The sequence below is a fragment of the Roseburia zhanii genome (assembly GCF_014287635.1).
GTDB lineage: Bacteria > Bacillota > Clostridia > Lachnospirales > Lachnospiraceae > Roseburia_B > Roseburia_B zhanii.
Window position 1 is genome coordinate 94,086 of sequence record NZ_JACOPH010000005.1, and the last position, 17,662, is coordinate 111,747.

General features: G+C 39.3%; 13 protein-coding genes. 3 read left to right on the top strand and 10 right to left on the bottom strand.

Annotation, left to right across the window (positions count from 1 at the left end; genetic code table 11):
* Positions 1-56 precede the first annotated feature (56 nt).
* From H8S17_RS07945 to H8S17_RS07980, 8 genes are all read right to left on the bottom strand, one after another.
* Positions 57-245 (bottom strand): ferredoxin, encoded by a 189-nt coding sequence (locus H8S17_RS07945; protein WP_178052476.1) that lies wholly within the window; start codon positions 243-245, stop codon positions 57-59.
* A 120-nt stretch (positions 246-365) separates the two neighbouring features.
* The gene (locus H8S17_RS07950) at positions 366-1,646 is read right to left on the bottom strand and encodes an N-acetylmuramoyl-L-alanine amidase (protein ID WP_186866886.1); all 1,281 of its coding nucleotides are present in this window, start codon (positions 1,644-1,646) and stop codon (positions 366-368) included.
* An 86-nt stretch (positions 1,647-1,732) separates the two neighbouring features.
* On the bottom strand, positions 1,733-3,958 hold the full coding sequence (locus tag H8S17_RS07955; RefSeq protein WP_186866887.1) for a glycoside hydrolase family 2 protein: 2,226 nt from the start codon (positions 3,956-3,958) through the stop codon (positions 1,733-1,735).
* A 272-nt stretch (positions 3,959-4,230) separates the two neighbouring features.
* Positions 4,231-6,714 (bottom strand): immunoglobulin-like domain-containing protein, encoded by a 2,484-nt coding sequence (locus tag H8S17_RS07960; protein ID WP_186866888.1) that lies wholly within the window; start codon positions 6,712-6,714, stop codon positions 4,231-4,233.
* A 19-nt stretch (positions 6,715-6,733) separates the two neighbouring features.
* A complete protein-coding gene (locus tag H8S17_RS07965) occupies positions 6,734-9,667 on the bottom strand; it encodes a LamG-like jellyroll fold domain-containing protein (RefSeq protein ID WP_186866889.1) in 2,934 nt (977 codons plus the stop codon).
* Positions 9,668-9,683: 16 nt separating this feature from the next.
* Complete coding sequence (locus tag H8S17_RS07970; RefSeq protein ID WP_186866890.1) at positions 9,684-12,086, bottom strand: family 43 glycosylhydrolase; 2,403 nt, start codon at positions 12,084-12,086, stop codon at positions 9,684-9,686.
* A 273-nt stretch (positions 12,087-12,359) separates the two neighbouring features.
* Positions 12,360-13,517 (bottom strand): sensor histidine kinase, encoded by a 1,158-nt coding sequence (locus H8S17_RS07975; protein WP_186866891.1) that lies wholly within the window; start codon positions 13,515-13,517, stop codon positions 12,360-12,362.
* Positions 13,514-14,152: a response regulator transcription factor gene (locus H8S17_RS07980; protein WP_243238020.1), complete on the bottom strand. Its 639-nt coding sequence runs from the start codon at positions 14,150-14,152 to the stop codon at positions 13,514-13,516. The genes H8S17_RS07975 and H8S17_RS07980 overlap by 4 nt, the downstream gene beginning before the upstream one ends.
* A 137-nt stretch (positions 14,153-14,289) precedes the next feature.
* Here H8S17_RS07980 and H8S17_RS07985 point away from each other — a divergent pair, with 137 nt between their 5' ends.
* Genes H8S17_RS07985 through H8S17_RS07995 form a run of 3 tightly spaced genes read left to right on the top strand, consistent with a single transcriptional unit; the run spans position 14,290 to position 16,257 of the window.
* The gene (locus H8S17_RS07985) at positions 14,290-14,433 is read left to right on the top strand and encodes a CD1871A family CXXC motif-containing protein (RefSeq protein ID WP_186866892.1); all 144 of its coding nucleotides are present in this window, start codon (positions 14,290-14,292) and stop codon (positions 14,431-14,433) included.
* Positions 14,426-15,313, top strand: a complete 888-nt coding sequence (locus H8S17_RS07990) for a 4Fe-4S binding protein (protein ID WP_186866893.1) — start codon at positions 14,426-14,428, stop codon at positions 15,311-15,313. The genes H8S17_RS07985 and H8S17_RS07990 overlap by 8 nt, the downstream gene beginning before the upstream one ends.
* A gap of 47 nt (positions 15,314-15,360) precedes the next feature.
* On the top strand, positions 15,361-16,257 hold the full coding sequence (locus tag H8S17_RS07995; protein WP_186866894.1) for a TlpA family protein disulfide reductase: 897 nt from the start codon (positions 15,361-15,363) through the stop codon (positions 16,255-16,257).
* Between the two features lie 76 nt (positions 16,258-16,333).
* Here the strand turns inward: H8S17_RS07995 and H8S17_RS08000 are convergent, their stop codons facing one another.
* Together H8S17_RS08000 and H8S17_RS08005 are read right to left on the bottom strand one after the other, a co-directional pair.
* The gene (locus tag H8S17_RS08000; RefSeq protein ID WP_243238010.1) at positions 16,334-17,197 is read right to left on the bottom strand and encodes a DUF4300 family protein; all 864 of its coding nucleotides are present in this window, start codon (positions 17,195-17,197) and stop codon (positions 16,334-16,336) included.
* Positions 17,181-17,537, bottom strand: coding sequence for a hypothetical protein (locus H8S17_RS08005; protein WP_178051929.1), 357 nt, complete (start codon positions 17,535-17,537; stop codon positions 17,181-17,183). The genes H8S17_RS08000 and H8S17_RS08005 overlap by 17 nt, the downstream gene beginning before the upstream one ends.
* Positions 17,538-17,662 lie beyond the last annotated feature (125 nt).

Sequence of the window (17,662 nt, forward strand, 5' to 3'; positions counted from 1 at the left end):
TGATGTATGCCATAGCGGCACCTTTTTTATCATTAGCGGAAATGCAAAAAACAGCTTTACATTTCCGAATGAATCGCCTCTGTCGGACAGCCCTCAATACAGGCTTCTACCGAGTCCTTATTTTCCTCTGTTGTATCTGCGACACTGACTGCCTTTCCATCATCGTCCATTTCAAAGACTTCCGGTTCTGTTGCAATACACAATCCACAGCCAATACAGGCATCCTTATCAACTACTGCTCGCATATAATTCCTCCTAGACATAAAATATTACAGTTCACTATTTTTTGCAAACTGTAATATAAGTCTTTCCAAGATCAGGTATTTTATGCGTTACTTTCCACATGAGATGCAGTCACTGACCTTCTATTTGCTGCCTTTCCACTTGACTTTACTGTAAGAACTATATGTATTTCCATTGATCCCGCTTCCTGCTGCCCGTACTTTATAGTAAGATTTCTTACCTGCTTTGGTATCTTTAAAGGACAAACGGTTCTCCACTACTGCGATCTTCTGGTATTTTCCATCTTGTGCTGTACTCCGGTATATCTCATATCGTTTTGCTCCGCTAACTTCTTTCCATTTGATCTTGACCTGTGAAGATGATAATGTTCCGATCGAAATAATAGGTTTCTTGATCAGCCTTACTTTCTGTGCTTTGCTAAATGATGCTGTCATTTTTTTATTTCCACTCATACAGTAAGGACGCACTTTATAAAAATAAGTCTTACCTGCTTTTACGGATTTATCTGTATAGGCTCCTGCATTACGTTTTTTGATCGCTGCGACCTGCTTATAGCCACTGTATCTTGAAGTACTTCGATAGATCTCATAGCCATTTGCACCATCTACCGTATCCCATTCTATATATGCACTAGAAGAACTCTTTCCGGTCAGTTTTGTGATCTCTGTCTTCTCTAAAGAAGCCGTAGCAGATCCTGTCTTTTTTAAACCATAACAGGCTGCGATCCCTTTTGCATCTGCTATGCCTAACTGCCTTAATGCATAATTGCCTGCCAGATGTTCTTTTGCATCTGATGCATTGGAAATAAATGCATGTTCTACGATAATACCCGGATAGCCTGCTAATTTTGCCCCGCGGATAATTCCATAATAATCTGCGGCAGAACCATCTGAATAGGTATTTCCACTCATGGAATTTAATGTCTTAATCCCTCTGTTCCTAAGTCCTAAATTCACAAGATTTTTCTGGATCGCAGAAGCTAACCTCTGTCCTTTACTTCCACAGAAAGGTCTGTAGTTGGAATTTGGATAATATACTTCTGCTCCTTTTGCATCTGCTGATGGTGCAGAATTGATATGTATGCTGACAAGCACATCTGCTTTAGCTTTCGTAGCTTCTGAAATTCTCCTATTGATACTGATAAAAGAATCATTTGAACGTGTCATATAGACAGAAACGCCATTATATTTTTCTAACTCTGCCTTACAATACTGTGCGATCTTGTAAGTAAGCTGTTTCTCCTGAAGTCCGTTTCCTGTTGCACCTGTATCATAACCGCCATGACCGGCATCAAGTACAACGACTAAATCAGTCTTTGTCTTAGCACTCTCCTCCTGTGCTCCTGAAACGACAAAAATGGCGGTCATAAGCAGAACCGCCATCAATTTTTTCATATATTTCATGATACCCCTCCGCTGTGTTTTCTTAATTCAATCTAATCTATTATAACACTGATATAAATTGACTTCAAGAAAAAGCTCAGGAGTTTTTAATCCGGTTTTTTTATCAGATTTAATTTGTGGTTTAATTCTAAAAATTCTTCTTTGGTCATTGCAGAACCGATTGCTCCAAATGTATTTAACAGGCGGATCAGCGTAAAACTGCCCATCATTTTCATAAGTGCCTCGGTATTTTCAGAGGAAAAATGATCTTGTGACTGCATCAGCCCTAAAAATAATGTTTTTGCTTCTTCTGCTTTCATCAGGTCTTCTATCGTATCATTCAAAGAATAATATCCTTCTTTTTCTGTGATATCAAACCAGTTTAAAACGGCTCCTGTTTCTTTTAACCGATAGCTTTCATCAAATTGATCGACTTTGCAGATCGTTGATGTATCTGTACATGCTCCCGCAGCAGCTTTTAATACGGATGTTCCTTCATTCGGCACATCAAAATAAAAGAAATGTTCGCGGCTTTCCTGCTTGCCAAGACTGTTTCCATTGACAAACAATTCCACTTCCGGCTGATTTGAATAAACCGTTACTTTTGTCACCGGCTCCATGCGGTTGACATAACGTTTTCCACAGATATGCACAAATGGTTTTTCTGACAGCCATGCTTTATATGCATAAAATGCATCTTTTTTATATTTTCTGTCAAAGGTTACGAGTCCTTTATGGTTCTGTCCGTTTTCCCCTCCTTCGTTTCTTGCATCTGCACCAAAATCAAACATATTCCAGACATATGTTGCCCAGAGATATTCTCTGGTAAAAAGCTGTTTAATCAGTTCTTCGTGATAATGTGCCTGATATTCTTCGGTATAATCTCCCTGTTTTGGCTCTGATGTATGCCAGTTTAACGCTTCGCAGCCATACTCACTGACTCCGATCGGGATATCCGGAAATTCTTTATGGAAGTTATCAAACCATGGTCCATTCATGGAAGTATCTCCGCCATACCAGCCAAAATAGTGATTATAGGAAACCACATCCGGTATCTGTATATATGCGTCATGGATATCACACATGGTCACTGCTGCGATCGTTGTCAGCCTTGTCGGATCTAATTTATGTGCCAGTTCATTTAACAGATGGTGATTTTCTAACATATCTTCATCAGACTTTCCCTGCGCCATTGTAATCTCATTTGACAATCCCCAGACCACGATCGATGGATGGTTATAGTTCTGAAGGATCAGTTCTTTCATCTGTGAGACCGTATTTTCCCTGCCGTCTTTCATATGTGCAGAAATATAGGGAATTTCTGCCCAGACTACCATTCCCTTTTCATCACACAGATCATAAAAATACGCATCATGCTGGTAATGTGCCAAACGGATCGTTGTTGCTCCTAATTCACAGATCAGATCCATATCTTCCCTGTGATGCTCTTTTAACAGTGCATTTCCGATCCCCCATCTGTCCTGATGACGGGAAACGCCACGAAGCGGATATGGTTTCCCATTTAATAAAAATCCTTTTTGTGCATCAATCTCAAAAAAACGGCAGCCAAATCTTGTCAAAACCTGATCCACAATTTTTTCTTTTTCTAAAATAGAAACTTCTGCTGTATACAGATACGGATCTTTTCTTCCATTCCATAAATGCACCTTAGGAATCGTAAAAACTGTTTTTGTTTCTGTGACTGGCTGTACCTGTTCTGCAACCATAAGACCTTCCTGATCTTTGATCACATAACGGAGCTTCTGTCCTTCTTTTGCATCTGTGAGAAATACTTCTACTTTGACATCTGCATCATTCCCTTTGATCTCCGATGTCACCATGATACCGGAACTTCCACGGTACATAAGATCAAAATGCGTATCATCTACAGCAATGATATTCACGTCCCGGTACAGTCCGCCATAAAATGTAAAATCTGCATTCTGTGGATATATTGTATCATTCGCCTGATTATCTACGATGACTGCAAGCAGATTTTCTTCTTTTAGTTCTCTAGTCAGATCTACCCGGAATGTAGAATATCCGCCATCGTGATGTGCTAATTTTTTTCCATTCAGATACACATCTGCTGAAGAATTGGCTCCGTTGATCTCTAAATAATATTGTTTCTGTTCCGGCAGATCGATCTTATGGATCTCTTTTAGATAACAGCAACTTCCCCGAAAATAGTCCGCTCCGCCATCCTGTCCATCGATCGCATTCCATGTATGTGGAAGATTGACAATGTACCATTCTTTGGGGATTATATCCGGCATCTTGCTAATACCTTTTTGAAATGCCCATTTGTGATCTATATTGATAACTTCTCTCATTTCCATTCCTCCTGATATATTTTTCTGGATTATTATGCACTTTAATCTGTTCTCATATCATATCTTCTCTGTTTTCTTGCGATTCTATCACGCAGAATGTTTCTGCAACAGAAAATATTATAGGAAAATACGGAAATTTCTGTTAATAATTACATGTATTTCAACAAGTCAGAAATCTTATCCTGCAAGCAGGAATGATTTCTGACCTTTTGACCCTTGTATCAAAAAAACTGTGCAGAATTGCTCTGCACAGTTTTTTACTTTTGTGAAGATTAAACTTCTTTTAATTTCATTGGTTTCTTGAATCCGGCACTGCTCTTTAATGCTTTCTTCACTCTTGTATAATTATCGGAAGATACTTTAAATACTGCTTTCTTGTTGATTCCCTTAAATGCCTGTTTTCCAATGCTCTTAACGTTATCACCAAGTGTGATAGTCTTTAATTTTCTGCATTTATAGAATGCTTTTGCATTGATCTTATCAACAGCAAATGTATAACCTTCGATTTCAACTTCATCAGGGATAACTACAGATTTTGCTTTCTTATTTGTCATTCCTGTTACGGTTACGGTACCGTTTGTTCCATCTGTATTATATTCATCTACTTTTGTGATCTTGTAATTTACTTTACCAACCGTATGTGTAGAATTCACTGCCGGAAGATCTGTTACTGTTTCACCTGCATCAAGAATAACCTCAGCTTCTTTGACCGTATCTGCCGGTATGGAAGGAACAGTCTGTTTCTTATTTGCTAACAGTTTATTTGCGCGTTTTGTAAGATTTGTGATCATAGCTGTTGTAACATCTTCATCTGCACTTAAAGCATCTGCTTTATCTGCTAATGCTTTCATCTGTACGATCACACTGCTGCTGTAATCGGATGTTTCCGCTGCTGCTTTTAATTCAGCTGATTTATCTGTCAGCGCACGTTTGTCGATCTGGATATGTTTGATCGGATGATAATTGTTAACAGTTGTATCTGCATTATAAGTATCTACCAACGCATTATATTCTTCAACAGTGATCGGGATCATACCGCCATGTGTACCGATATCATTGTTTGTTCTTCCGTAAGTACCGGAAGCTGCTTTCTGGATACTATTCGGTTCTGACAGATCAGTTGTCAGATACGGCTCATAACGGACAGTCATATTACCATAGTAGTCGATCATAACACACCACTCATCTCTGTCAATAAACTTAAACATGGTAGCTCCTTCATAAGCTCCCTTGTATTGTTCGATCCCTGTCTGACTGATCTTGGTAAAATGATTACCAACAGAATTATTCTTAAACCACTCATTGACAATTTCTGCTGTCTTGATCTGGTTTGTGTCGCCTGTTAATTTTTCCAGTGCCTTTAAACTGTCATATGCTGTACCATCTAACGTATAGGATGTGATCTTATGCGGTTCAGATGCATCATAATCAACCGATGGATCTAATACGGTCTTTGCTGACTGTAATTCGATATGGTTATTTGTTTCATCTTTTACAAGACGATATAATGTACCATATGGATTCTTGATGCTGCCATCTTCATTTAAGATTGTCTTACCGTTATCATCTTTTTCCGGTACCCAGAGCTGGGAAGTATCAATGTTACCATATCCACTGTTATTAGATTGTCCATTCGGAAGATAGTTTTTATAGAATGGTTCCTGCTCATATAATTTTGTCGGTCCAAATGTAACAAAATCAGATGTTTCATTACAGTAGAGCCTGTCTCTTGCACGTCCGTCATCTGATGTACGTGCTGACCAGTATACTAAATAATTATCTTTTTCCGGATTATAGATTGCTTCCGGTGCCCATGCCATACCACCATTGATAGCAGATGCTACATCAACATAACGTCTGGTCCAGTGTACCCAGTCTTCGGTTTCCCAGATGAATAAATTTGTACTACCTTTACCGATCTGTGTGGTTTCGCCCCAATTACCTAATTTATCATTTTCTTTGACTCCGCCATACTTCTCATCATGTGTATTTAAGTCAGTTGCAAGCAGCCATACTTTATTGGCATCACTTCCATCTGCTTTACAGCCACGGATCAGATATGGATCGCGGACACCCTGATCATCTCCCTCAAACGGATATAATACAGATGCATCTCCGGTAACTGTTTTTGCAAGTTCTGTTTCATCAACTCCACTTGCGATCTCATAGTTGTTCTGGGATACTTTTACAATGTCATCTGCGTAATCCTCTCCTGCAAGGAATGCCGGATTACAGCCATTTAATGCTGTCCAGTTCAATCCGTCTTCACTTAAGAAGAAGTGGATCTGCTGTACATCTTCGTTATTAGCTTTATTTACCGCAAAAGATACATATACATATCCTGCATAGGAATCTTCTGATAAACCTGCCCAGATCGTGAGCGGGAATTCTTTGGTATAAGTTTCTCCATTTGCTTCTACTGTTGCATATAAAGTAAATGTATAATTATCTTCTCCTGCATATGGGCGTGTGATCTTTAATCTCTTGTTGTCTACTACAGATACATACTTAGGATCTGCTTTACCAACACTATATGTGATCTTCTCCCCTGTTACTCCACTGATGGATGTAGGAAGTTTTAAATCTTTTGTCAGCCACTGATTGATCTTAGATGCTTCGATTGTCAAATTCTCATCCACAATATCTGCAAGATCTGTTGCAGCCTGCACTTTCAGGCTGGCAGCCGGCAATGTGCCGACTACCATAGCCAGAGTAAGTGAAGCAGCAAGCAGACTTTTTACAATTCTTTGCTTCATATCTGTCTACCCCCGATTATTATTTTTTGATTGTAATAGTCTTTTTCATTGTGTAATTTCCAACTTTTGCTGTTACAGTTACTTTACCTTTTTTCTTAGCCTTTAAGACACCTTTGCTGCTGATCGTAGCAAGTTTCTTCTTATTTACGGACCATTTTACTTTACCGGAAATTCCTTTGACACTTAATTTCAAGGATTTCTTAACTTTTACAGTGCCTTTACCGGAGATATCACCTACATTTACAGTTACTTTTCTAACTGCTTTTTTGCCATTTACGATCACTGTTGCATATACAGTACCTGTTCCGCCTTTTTTACCTGTAATTGTACCTGTACTTGTAACTGCTACTGCACCTTTTGCACGATAAGTTACTGTTGCACCTGCCGGGGCTGTTACAGTTACCTGTGTAGTCTGGCCTTTTACGATCGTAGCATCTTTTACTGCTGCTGTTACATTGATCACCTGTGGTTCCGGTGTAATGACTTTTCCGGTTGGTGTACCTACAGTTACAACTGTCTGGTATTCCATTTTAAATCCGTCATATTTTGCTGTTACTGTCGTTACAACGGATGCATAACCATCTTTAAGACCTGTTACAACACCGTTTGCATCAATGGCTGCAATATCCGGATTTGCAGATGCATAAGATACGGTTACAGTATCTTTGATGCTGTCCGGAAGCGTAAATACTCTTGCTGTTCCGCCTGCTGCAACTGTTGCTGTCTGTGAATAGCTGCTGCTGTTGATATATTCAAATGGATTTACATAAGCATCAACATATTCTGCTTTATTCATTGCTTTGTTGATCTTTTTAACTGCTTTATCAACATCTGACTGTGTAGCTGCTTTGTCTGCGTCAGCGATGGCTGTCTGTACTGCGGATACAGTATCTGCTGCTACATATGGATTTGAAACTAATGCCTGTGCTTTTTCAATGGTTGCTGTTAATTCCGATTTATCTAATGCTTTTACAGTAAATGTAAAGTCTTTATCTGCTGTTAAAGCACCAGATGTAATCGTAGCTGTTAAAGTTACTGTAGTATCTTCTGCGCCATTTTTTACAATACCTTTTTCAGAGATCACTTCCGGTTTATCAGAAGTCCATGTTACGTTGATCTCATTTAAAGTTGCCGGAAGATTTAAGTTATATTTTACTTCAGATGCAGATGCATTGCTTGAAAGGATATCTGCTACTGTAAGATCTTCTAAGTTCTTTTCAAGTGCTTCCTGATATTTTGGATCTGACAACTGGATCTCTTCATCTGTCATTGCTTTGTCATAGATCTTAAAGGATGCTACTTTACCCTGATAATTCTTATCCGGTGCCCAGCAGGATTTACCAATGTATCCTAAAATACCATTTTCTGTACCCGGTGTTACGACATCATCCATAATACTGTAACCTGACTTTAATTCTGTACCATCATCACCTTTGATCAGCTGACCATTCCAGTATAATTTCACAGTGCCTTTATTGAATACCATATCTACTGTATAATAAGTATCGACTGCCGGCTGGATAGATGTTCCAAATAATTTTTCAGTACCACTGTCTTTGATGCCTGCTCTTAATGTTTTTGATTCAAAATTTGGTGATAAAAACATATAGTTAGTTCCTGAATTCTTTACTTTAGAACCAAGGCAGAATAACCATGCATTGTTACCACATGCTGAACTCTTTGCAAATGTTGTTTCGATTGTAAACTGCTCTTTATCTGTCAGGGAATCCATAATGCTTAATGGAAGTTTGATATAAGAATCATTGCTTGCCATTTTCATAACAGTCTTTCCATCTTCTTCTACGAAACTGATACCGGATTCTCCTTCAACTGCTGCATCATTGCCACGACCGGAAACGTCTTTTAATTTTCCATCTACGATCTGTGTCAAGTCATATTCAGCTGCGATGCCTTCTTTGAGATTATCGCTGCTTTCAACAGTAACTGTTGTATCTTTTGTTAATGTTGTAGCACCTACTTTTACAGATGTTGTAATTGTTGTTTCACCAACACCTACACCAGTTACTGTTCCATTATCTACAGTTGCAACGTCTTCATTCTTTGATTGGTAAGAAATCGTTGCATTCTCTGCTGCGACTGCAGATGGTAATGTAACTGTAATTGTTCTCTTTTCTTTCTGGAACATCGTCAGTTCATCTGTTACTGTAAATCCTTCCTCTTTGAAAACAGTTTCTTCATCTTTTCCATCATATAAGTAACGTACTTGTGTTGCTGTTAATGATCTGTTATATACAGATACATCATCCATCTGACCAGTAAACAGATCATCCCAATTGTTTACACCAAGATCGATTGCTGCGTTTTCTCCATTCATGATATCAGGAGCGGCAGCTGTTCCTACCAAATTACCATTCAGATACATGGATAGCGTACCTGCGGTCTGTGATAATGTAACCATTGACCACTCTCCTGATGGAATTGTCATATTTCCTAATGTTTTCCATGCAAATTTGTTATTCACTTTATCATTAGCCCATACTTTACATGCATTTGTACCGCCATCTCCAGATATAGCAGTCCATAATTCTGGTGTATGGTATCCTAATGCTATCACCGGCATATTATTAGCAATTGTTCCATCTGGTTTTACCCAGCAGGATACTGTATATTCTGTTCCAATGTTCTTCTCTGCTAATTCCAGTCCATAACTGCCAAGCTGCACTGCTTTATCATCTGTATCACTTGTAATCGCTGCATTTCTGCCCGCTACATAAGTAATATCACCAGAATATGCACCATACTTTTTGGCATATGCTTTTGCTGTTGCACCTTCCTTACTGGAAAGCGTACCATCGAATGTATAGGTAGCTACCGGTGTCGGCATGGATTCTCCTACTGTTGCTGCATTTGCTGTCATGAAATCTCCTGTAAATACAGAAGTAGTAATGATCGCAGATGCAAGTAAACCACTTACAATTTTTTTACATTTCATTCTTCATTTCCCCCTCTTAAATTTCTTTGATCTTCATTGTTTTCTTTGCAAATCCTGTGTTACTCTTTAATGCTTTTTTGACTTTTGTATATGCATCCGAAGATACTTTAAAGGTTGCTTTTCTATGAATGCCTTTGAATGCATTCTTGCCAATGCTCTTTACATTGTCACCGATCGTAATGGTTTTTAATTTTTTGCAGTTATAGAATGCTTTGCTTTCAATCTTATTAACTGCAAAAGAATATCCATTGATCTCTACTTCATCAGGAATGGTCACTTTCTTTGCTTTTTTATTAGTGATCCCTGTAACGCTTACGGTTCCGTTTGTACCGTCTGCATTGCTTTCATCTACTTTTGTGACTTTATATTTTACTCCGCCTGCTGTTGCAGTATCACCTGCTTCCGGAAGATCTTCCATAGCTGCTTCTTCGCCTGTGATCACGATATCAGCCTGTACCGGTGTTTCTGTCTTCTGTTCTGTTGTATAAACAGTGACCGGAACATCATAAGTCTTTGTCACACCTTTGTCTGTATAGCTGATCGTCAGTGTCTTTGTTCCTGCAGTTGTCATATTGATCGCAGATGCATTTGTTGTAAATCCATCTGTTTTCCACTGTGTTGTACCATCTTCATAAGTCACTTTCAAGCGGATATCGTTTGTACTTAATGCAGAACCTGCTTTATAAGCACGGGTTGTCTTCTGTGCTGCGATAGAGACTACATTTTCTTTTGATGCGATCTCAAATACGCATTCATCAGAATCATAATAATCTACAAGTACTAACTTTCCATCTTCCACTGCCATATAATTTCTCGGATAAGCAACGCTTTCAAATGTAACGCCTTTACCATTGTATCCTGATAATGTACGGAAAGTCATATTCTTAGAATCAGCTGTGATCCCATTTGCATCTGATTTGGTATCATTATTATGGTCACGGGATAAAACGACTTTTTTTCCTGCTCCGGTAGCTTTCAGATACATACCCGGTTTGTTATAAGATTCAATTGAAACATAAGCATCTTCATTCTTATCGCTCTTACCTTCTTCAATCTCCCATAATGCATCTGCTTTTGCAGCATCTTCACTTGCTGTAACTGCTACATTTACTTTCGGATAATTATATTCTTTATCCGGATCACCGATGCTGTTATTGAATTTTGTATGTGCAAGCGGTGTAGATGTTGAATCTAAGATCTGGTTTGCTGTTCCGCTGATTCCGGTAGAAGTTTCCTGAATATACTCAATGGAACCATCTTCGTTAAACTGCATTTCCTCAATACAGATCACACGACGGTAACCGCTTCCACCCGGAAGGGAACCATTATGATAAATAAAATATGTTTTTCCTTCAAAATCAAAGACTGCCGGATGGTTCGTATTGGATGTTGCTGTCGGCTCCATCAGATGTCCGTAGCCTTCTTTTCCGCCACCATACACCCATTTGCTGTCATTTCCAAATGTATCCGGGCTGCAGGTAGCGTATGCCATTTCCTCACGCCAGTGTGACGCAAAGAATACATAAAAATCTCCATAATAATTGCCATCTGCATCCTGACGGCGGTATAACCATGGTGCTTCTGTATAGTCCACACCATCAATCTTCTCGATGCCGCTGATATTCTGATACCAGATATCTGCATTTACACCCTGTGTGATCTTTCCATCACCATTCTGATCCTTAATGGAAAGCATATCATCTGTCAGTTCACACATCCACAAGTTTGAATTTCCCCACATCATATAGATGTGTTCTTCTCCGTTTTCATCTGTATCGTACCAGAGAGTCGGATCGATATCTTCCCATCCAAAGGATGCTTTTCTTCCATATAAAGCACCTGCTGTTGTGATCTCTCCTGTGTCTGGATTCTTTACTTCACATGTCGATGTATTTGTCACTGTTTCATGGAAATAAGGCTCAGCCTGTGGTACAAACGGTCCTGTCGGGCTGTCTGCAACTGCAACACCGACTTCTTTTCCGTAACTTCCTTTGTTTTCTGCACAATAAAGCATATAATATTTACCATTATGCTTTGTGACCTGTGCTGCCCATGCACTTCCGTTGTCTGACCATGCAACATCTGCCATATCCATAACAACGCCTTCGTATTTCCACTCTTTTAAATCCTGTGTGGAATAGCAAAGGTAATCCGGCATCGTATAGCCGCCTCCGCTGCTGGTGTCGTCATGTCCGACATACAGATATACGGTATCCCCGTCGACTAAAATATTCGGGTCACCCGCATAGGTAATCTCGCCATTTTCATTAAATCCGGCGATAGGATTTCCAAGTGTACTCTTATCAAGTACGATCTCGGTTGGTTCCGCTGCTGCGGATACTGTCTGTGGTGGCAGGATCACAGTGCTCATCAACATAGCTGCTGCTAATATGCCTGACAGTAGTTTCTTTTTGTTCATTTTGTGTACCCCTTTCTTAAGTGTTACAAAAAGCTCCCTTTTATACATATTTTCATATTGTTCACAAAAAAATACAATTCAGTAACTTCTCCATTTTGTTGATAATTTTATTTTCACTTTTAGATACATAATTTTTTTGCACTATTTTATGAATTATGTTAAATTTTGTACGATTTTACTAAAAACATATTATTTTTAGCTTTTTTACTGTATATTTTTTATTACAAACGATATGAAAAGGGGGTACTGAACCGGTAAAATCCCTAATACCATTTAAATTGACCGTTGAGCGAAGACTACCTCAAAAACCGTTCCTCCTGCAGGGTTTGACCTGATCGTAATGCTGCCATCATGCACTCTCACAATTTCACGGACAAGAGCAAGTCCGAGCCCTACGCCGCCAAGTTCGCGGCTTCTGGATTTATCCACACGAAAAAATGGATCAAACACCCTCTCCCTTAACTCTTCCGGAATTCCGCTTCCCGTATCCTCTACCGACAGATAAATACGCTTTTCTTTCTGATATACGGTTACTGTAACTAATCCGCCCTCATGATTATATTTTATGGCATTCTCAACCAGATTATATACAAGCCTGTAAATAAGGATATCACTTCCTGTCATGGTGACATCCCCACATTTTCCACTGAGTTTGATTTTGTTTTTCTGTGCAAGAGGTTCTAAATCTGCTAAAGCCTCTTCCACAATGGCATCCATGATAATCCTGTCATCTCTCCCTAATGTCTCAAGTTCACTCATATCAAGAAGTGCCTTTACCATCCTGCTTAATTTATCATTTTGTTCCGTGATCATCCTGATCGTCTGTAATGTGTCTTCATCATTTCCCGGATGCCCGGTAGAATTGTACAGATCAAGCTGCACCTGCATTAATGCTAATGGAGTGCGAAGCTCATGTGCTGCATTTGCAGTAAACTGTCTCTGTATCTCAAATGCATCCGACAGTCGTTCAAGCATCTTATTATATGAAATACTAAGCTGGTTCAGTTCCTTAACGTTATTTTCCTCTATTCGTGAATCAGACAGATTTTGAGCCTGCACTTCTTCAATTTTATCTGAGAACTCCCTGATCGGTCTGAGTGCATGCCCACTTATAAAATAGGCAGCAACTCCACCTAAAAGTGCCAGTAAAACCGAAATTATCAAACTGTTTCTTTTGTAGTCAGCCTTATTATTGTACACCTGGACTGAAAACTCATTTGTAAACTCATCCCACTTATCATCCGGAATGCTGATATATATTGCATCGGATCCGTTCACATCATCATCTCCCTGAGACTCTACAGCATCCTGCAGGGAATCAATGTAATACACACCGTTTTGATAGACAAACATAGTCAGGCATCCGCATATCACGACAATACACAATGCAGTTATACATGTAATCCTCCACTGCAGCGACATTCTTCTCATCTGTCAGACTCCTCCCGTATTTGATAGCCTTCTCCCACTTTGTTCAGAATGGGGTCGTAGCCAAGTTTCGACTTAAGCTTTCTTCTAAGCGAAGACATATGTACCCTGACTGCTCCACTAAAACTGTCTGCCGAAGCATCCCATACATGCTCTATCAGTTCCTCCTGGCTTACCGGTCTTCCCAGATTGATCAGTAAATATTCCAAAATGCCATTTTCTTTTCTTGTCAGTGGAACAACTTCTTCCTTTGCATATGCCTCACGTTTCATCGTATCAAACTTTATTTCTCCACATTCCAGACAGACGTCCTTCTGCACAAATTTCCTTCTTGTCAGACTTCTGATACGTGCCTCAAGCTCCTGCAGATGAAATGGTTTTTCCATATAATCATTCGCTCCTGCATCCAGCCCTTCCACCTTATCTGCGACCTGTCCTCTTGCAGATAATATGATCACTTTAGTCTCATCATTGTACCGCCTGAGTTCCTTAAGGATCTCCATCCCATCCATGCCCGGCAGGTTCAGATCCAAAACAACCAGATCATAATCCTCTGACAGAATGCATTCAAGAGCTTCTTCCCCGTCATAACAGGTATCTACCTCATACCCTGCAGCATACAGGCTTTTTGCAACCATGTCACATATTTGTTTTTCATCCTCAACAATTAATAATCTCAAAATTTTCCCCCTGTTTCTTAACAATAATTTTACAACATATATTGTATAATACCTGTATCAGCTGGTCAATAATACAACAGAAAAGGAGCATCCATATGTTAAAATGTAAAAAAACATATCAAATTGTCCTGCTCATCCTGGGTATCACCATGATAAGCTATGGTGCAGTCAGAGGTGAGGCGGCTGCCGTGCTTGGCAAAGCAATAAAATTATGTCTGGAGTGTGTCGGAATTGGATAAGAAAAAGAATATGCTATCAAAAAAAACAGCAAAACTACGTGGTTGGATACAGGCTGCAGCAACACTGCTGACTAATATCCATATTCCTAATTTATTTCAGGGTAAAATATATCAGGGAAATGCTAAAACCGTATGCGTACCCGGACTAAACTGTTATTCCTGTCCTGCCGCAGCAGGAGCATGTCCCATAGGTGCCTTTCAGGCAGTGATCGGATCATCCAAATTTAAATTTTCATACTACATAACCGGATTTTTTATCTTATTCGGTGTGACACTCGGAAGATTTATATGTGGTTTCTTGTGCCCATTTGGATGGTTTCAGGATCTGCTTCATAAGATCCCGGGAAAGAAATTTTCCACAGCCAGGCTAAAACCGCTTAGATATCTGAAATATATCATTCTTATTGTTTTCGTTATACTTCTACCGATGCTGGCCACGAACTCCATAGGAATGGGAGATCCGTTCTTCTGTAAATATATTTGTCCACAAGGTGTTTTAGAGGGTGCTATACCACTCTCTATCGGAAATGCTGCTATCCGTTCGGCTCTGGGAAAGCTTTTTTCTTTCAAATGTATTATTTTAATTTCAGTAGTTGTTCTAAGTATTTTATTTTACAGGCCATTCTGTAAATGGATCTGTCCTCTTGGAGCAGTCTACTCATTATTTAATAAGGTCAGCCTTCTCAATATTACAGTTGATAACAGTAAATGTGTCGGATGTGGCAAATGTTCCGAAGTATGTAAGATGGATGTCGATGTGCGCAAGACCCCGGATCATCCGGAATGCATACGGTGCGGAGCCTGTATAAAGGCTTGTCCAAAGGATGCAGTCTGCTATCAGTTTATGGGAAGATCCTGTCAAAAGCAGGACAACCGATAACATTTTAACTTATTACATAATCATTATTTTAAAAGGAGCGATTACTTATGAAAACAAAATTATCATTTATTTCTATTCTTACACTTTGTATAACATTATCACTTACAGCATGCGGCGGAAAACAAACTGCCGCAACAGATCCTAAGGATACGCAGACTACAACCGCCACAGAGGCATCTGATTCCAGACTGGATGATTTATATCAGCAGGAAAATCAGCTTTTTGCAGACCACGCTGATGCATGGAACAAGGTGTTTGCCATGATGGATAAAAGTGATGCTGATCCAAACGGAAATTATGCTGATTATCTTGCTGATACTGTAGAATCAAACAAAACTTCATTTACAGATGATGAACTGAAAACACTCACTGAGGATATTGAGAGTATACGAAAAATCGATGAAGAGATAGCAGAGATTGAACAGAAAAACTCATTATCAGACAACAGCAGCCAGAAAGATAATTCCGAATCCGCATCTGTATTCAGCAATTTTTCCGGTCAGGATTTTGACGGTAATACGGTAGACAGCAGCCTTTTTTCCGGTAATGCAGTAACAGTCGTCAATTTCTGGTTCACCGGATGCAAGCCTTGTGTTGCTGAGTTATCCAAGCTTAACGAATTAAATGATACGATCAGATCAATGGGCGGAGAAGTAATCGGCATCAACACAGAAACTTTCGATGAAAATAAAGATGCTATAAAAGAAGCTGCCTCCGTTCTCGAAAGCCAGGGAGCAAAATACCGCAATATTTCCATTGACTCCTCCTCCGCTGCCGGTAAATATGCCTCAGAAATCATGGCATTCCCTACAACGATATTAGTTGATAGAAACGGTAATATCGTAGGTGACCCAATGCTCGGTGGGATTGATAATAAGGATAATTACGACGCTCTGATGGAGCAGATCCAGTCCGTGATTGCTGCCGACAGCACAAATAAATAAACTGTATATAAAAAAGCTCCTGTGCACTGCACAGAGAGCTTTTTTTGCTGCAACAGCGTAATACTCTTACAGCCTGTCAATGATTCTTTTTTAATGTTCCAACATATTCTCCGTTATTATATACAAATGGTCCGGCTTCTCCTTCTTCTCCAAAATACTCAGACCGCTGCGAAAGGATACTTAGCAATTCATCCATATTATGCACCTTTACTGCCTGATATGGCTGTTCAAATGCAATCTTTTCTACAAAAAGATAATAGTCACTGTACTTTATCAGTAAACCGGTATGTCCTACAAAAATAACATCAGAATCCGGATCATATATCGCTATGCTAAGAAGTGATATCCTGTCACTATCTATTTGGAATCCGTACTGCTCCCAGCTATCAGAAAATGTCCTTTCAGGATGTTTATCATCTGTAACACTCTTTTCTCCATATAGTGTAGTAAACATATCCTTATTCCGCTTTATGATCTCATATCTGTCTGCATTGTCTATCGCTTCTGTATCAAACATTAAATACGTGCCGCTATAACCGGCTTCTGTTGTTTGTGCCCAAAGGAGTCCATCCAACAGGAGAAAAGCTGTCATTCTGCAGTCGGCATCTGAATAGTCATGCTTTGTTTCCCAGCCATCCATACATTTACCGATATCTGCTTTCATCTTCTCCGGATCTGACCAGCTATCCTTTAGTTCTGCATTCTTCCCTGCAGAGTCTGCAAAATCAGCCACCCATTCCTGAAATATATCCACATTCGAAACACCTGCTGAACGAAGTTCTTTGCAGATTTCTGTAATCGTATTGTTTCCTCCCATATAAGTTGCAACCGGCAGTTTCTGTTTCTTCAGTGATCCTGCGCATCCACCCAGCATCATAGAAGAACAAAACACACATGCAGCTAATACAATAACTGCATATCTTTTATTTTGTCTTTTCAACAGATATGACCTCTCCATTAAATGGATCTACTTCAGAAATTGTTCCTGTATATTTTACAGTCACAGTATCTCCGTTGCTGACATCTTCTAATCCATCCGGCTTTTCTTCAAATGTAAAACTATATGGCGTATCCTTATCGTCCGTGATAACAAACTGGAAGTCCTTAATCTCGTCAATTGTTCCAGTCATCTCCTTTTCTGTTTTAGCATCTTCCTTCTCAGGTGCTTCGGTGACACTTGTTGTAACATTCTCCTGGGCTGTATCTTTATTTCCACAACCTCCGAGCAATCCGGCACCAATCATCATACTCATTACTATCGTGATCATTTTCTTTTTCATTTTCATTTTCCTTCTTTCATTTAATTTAGTACTCTCTTGTACTTTGTTCAGAATACCTCACTGCTTATCCCATGTAAATAGCATAACAGCAAACTTAAAGAAATCTTTATTTTTTCATAAGATGT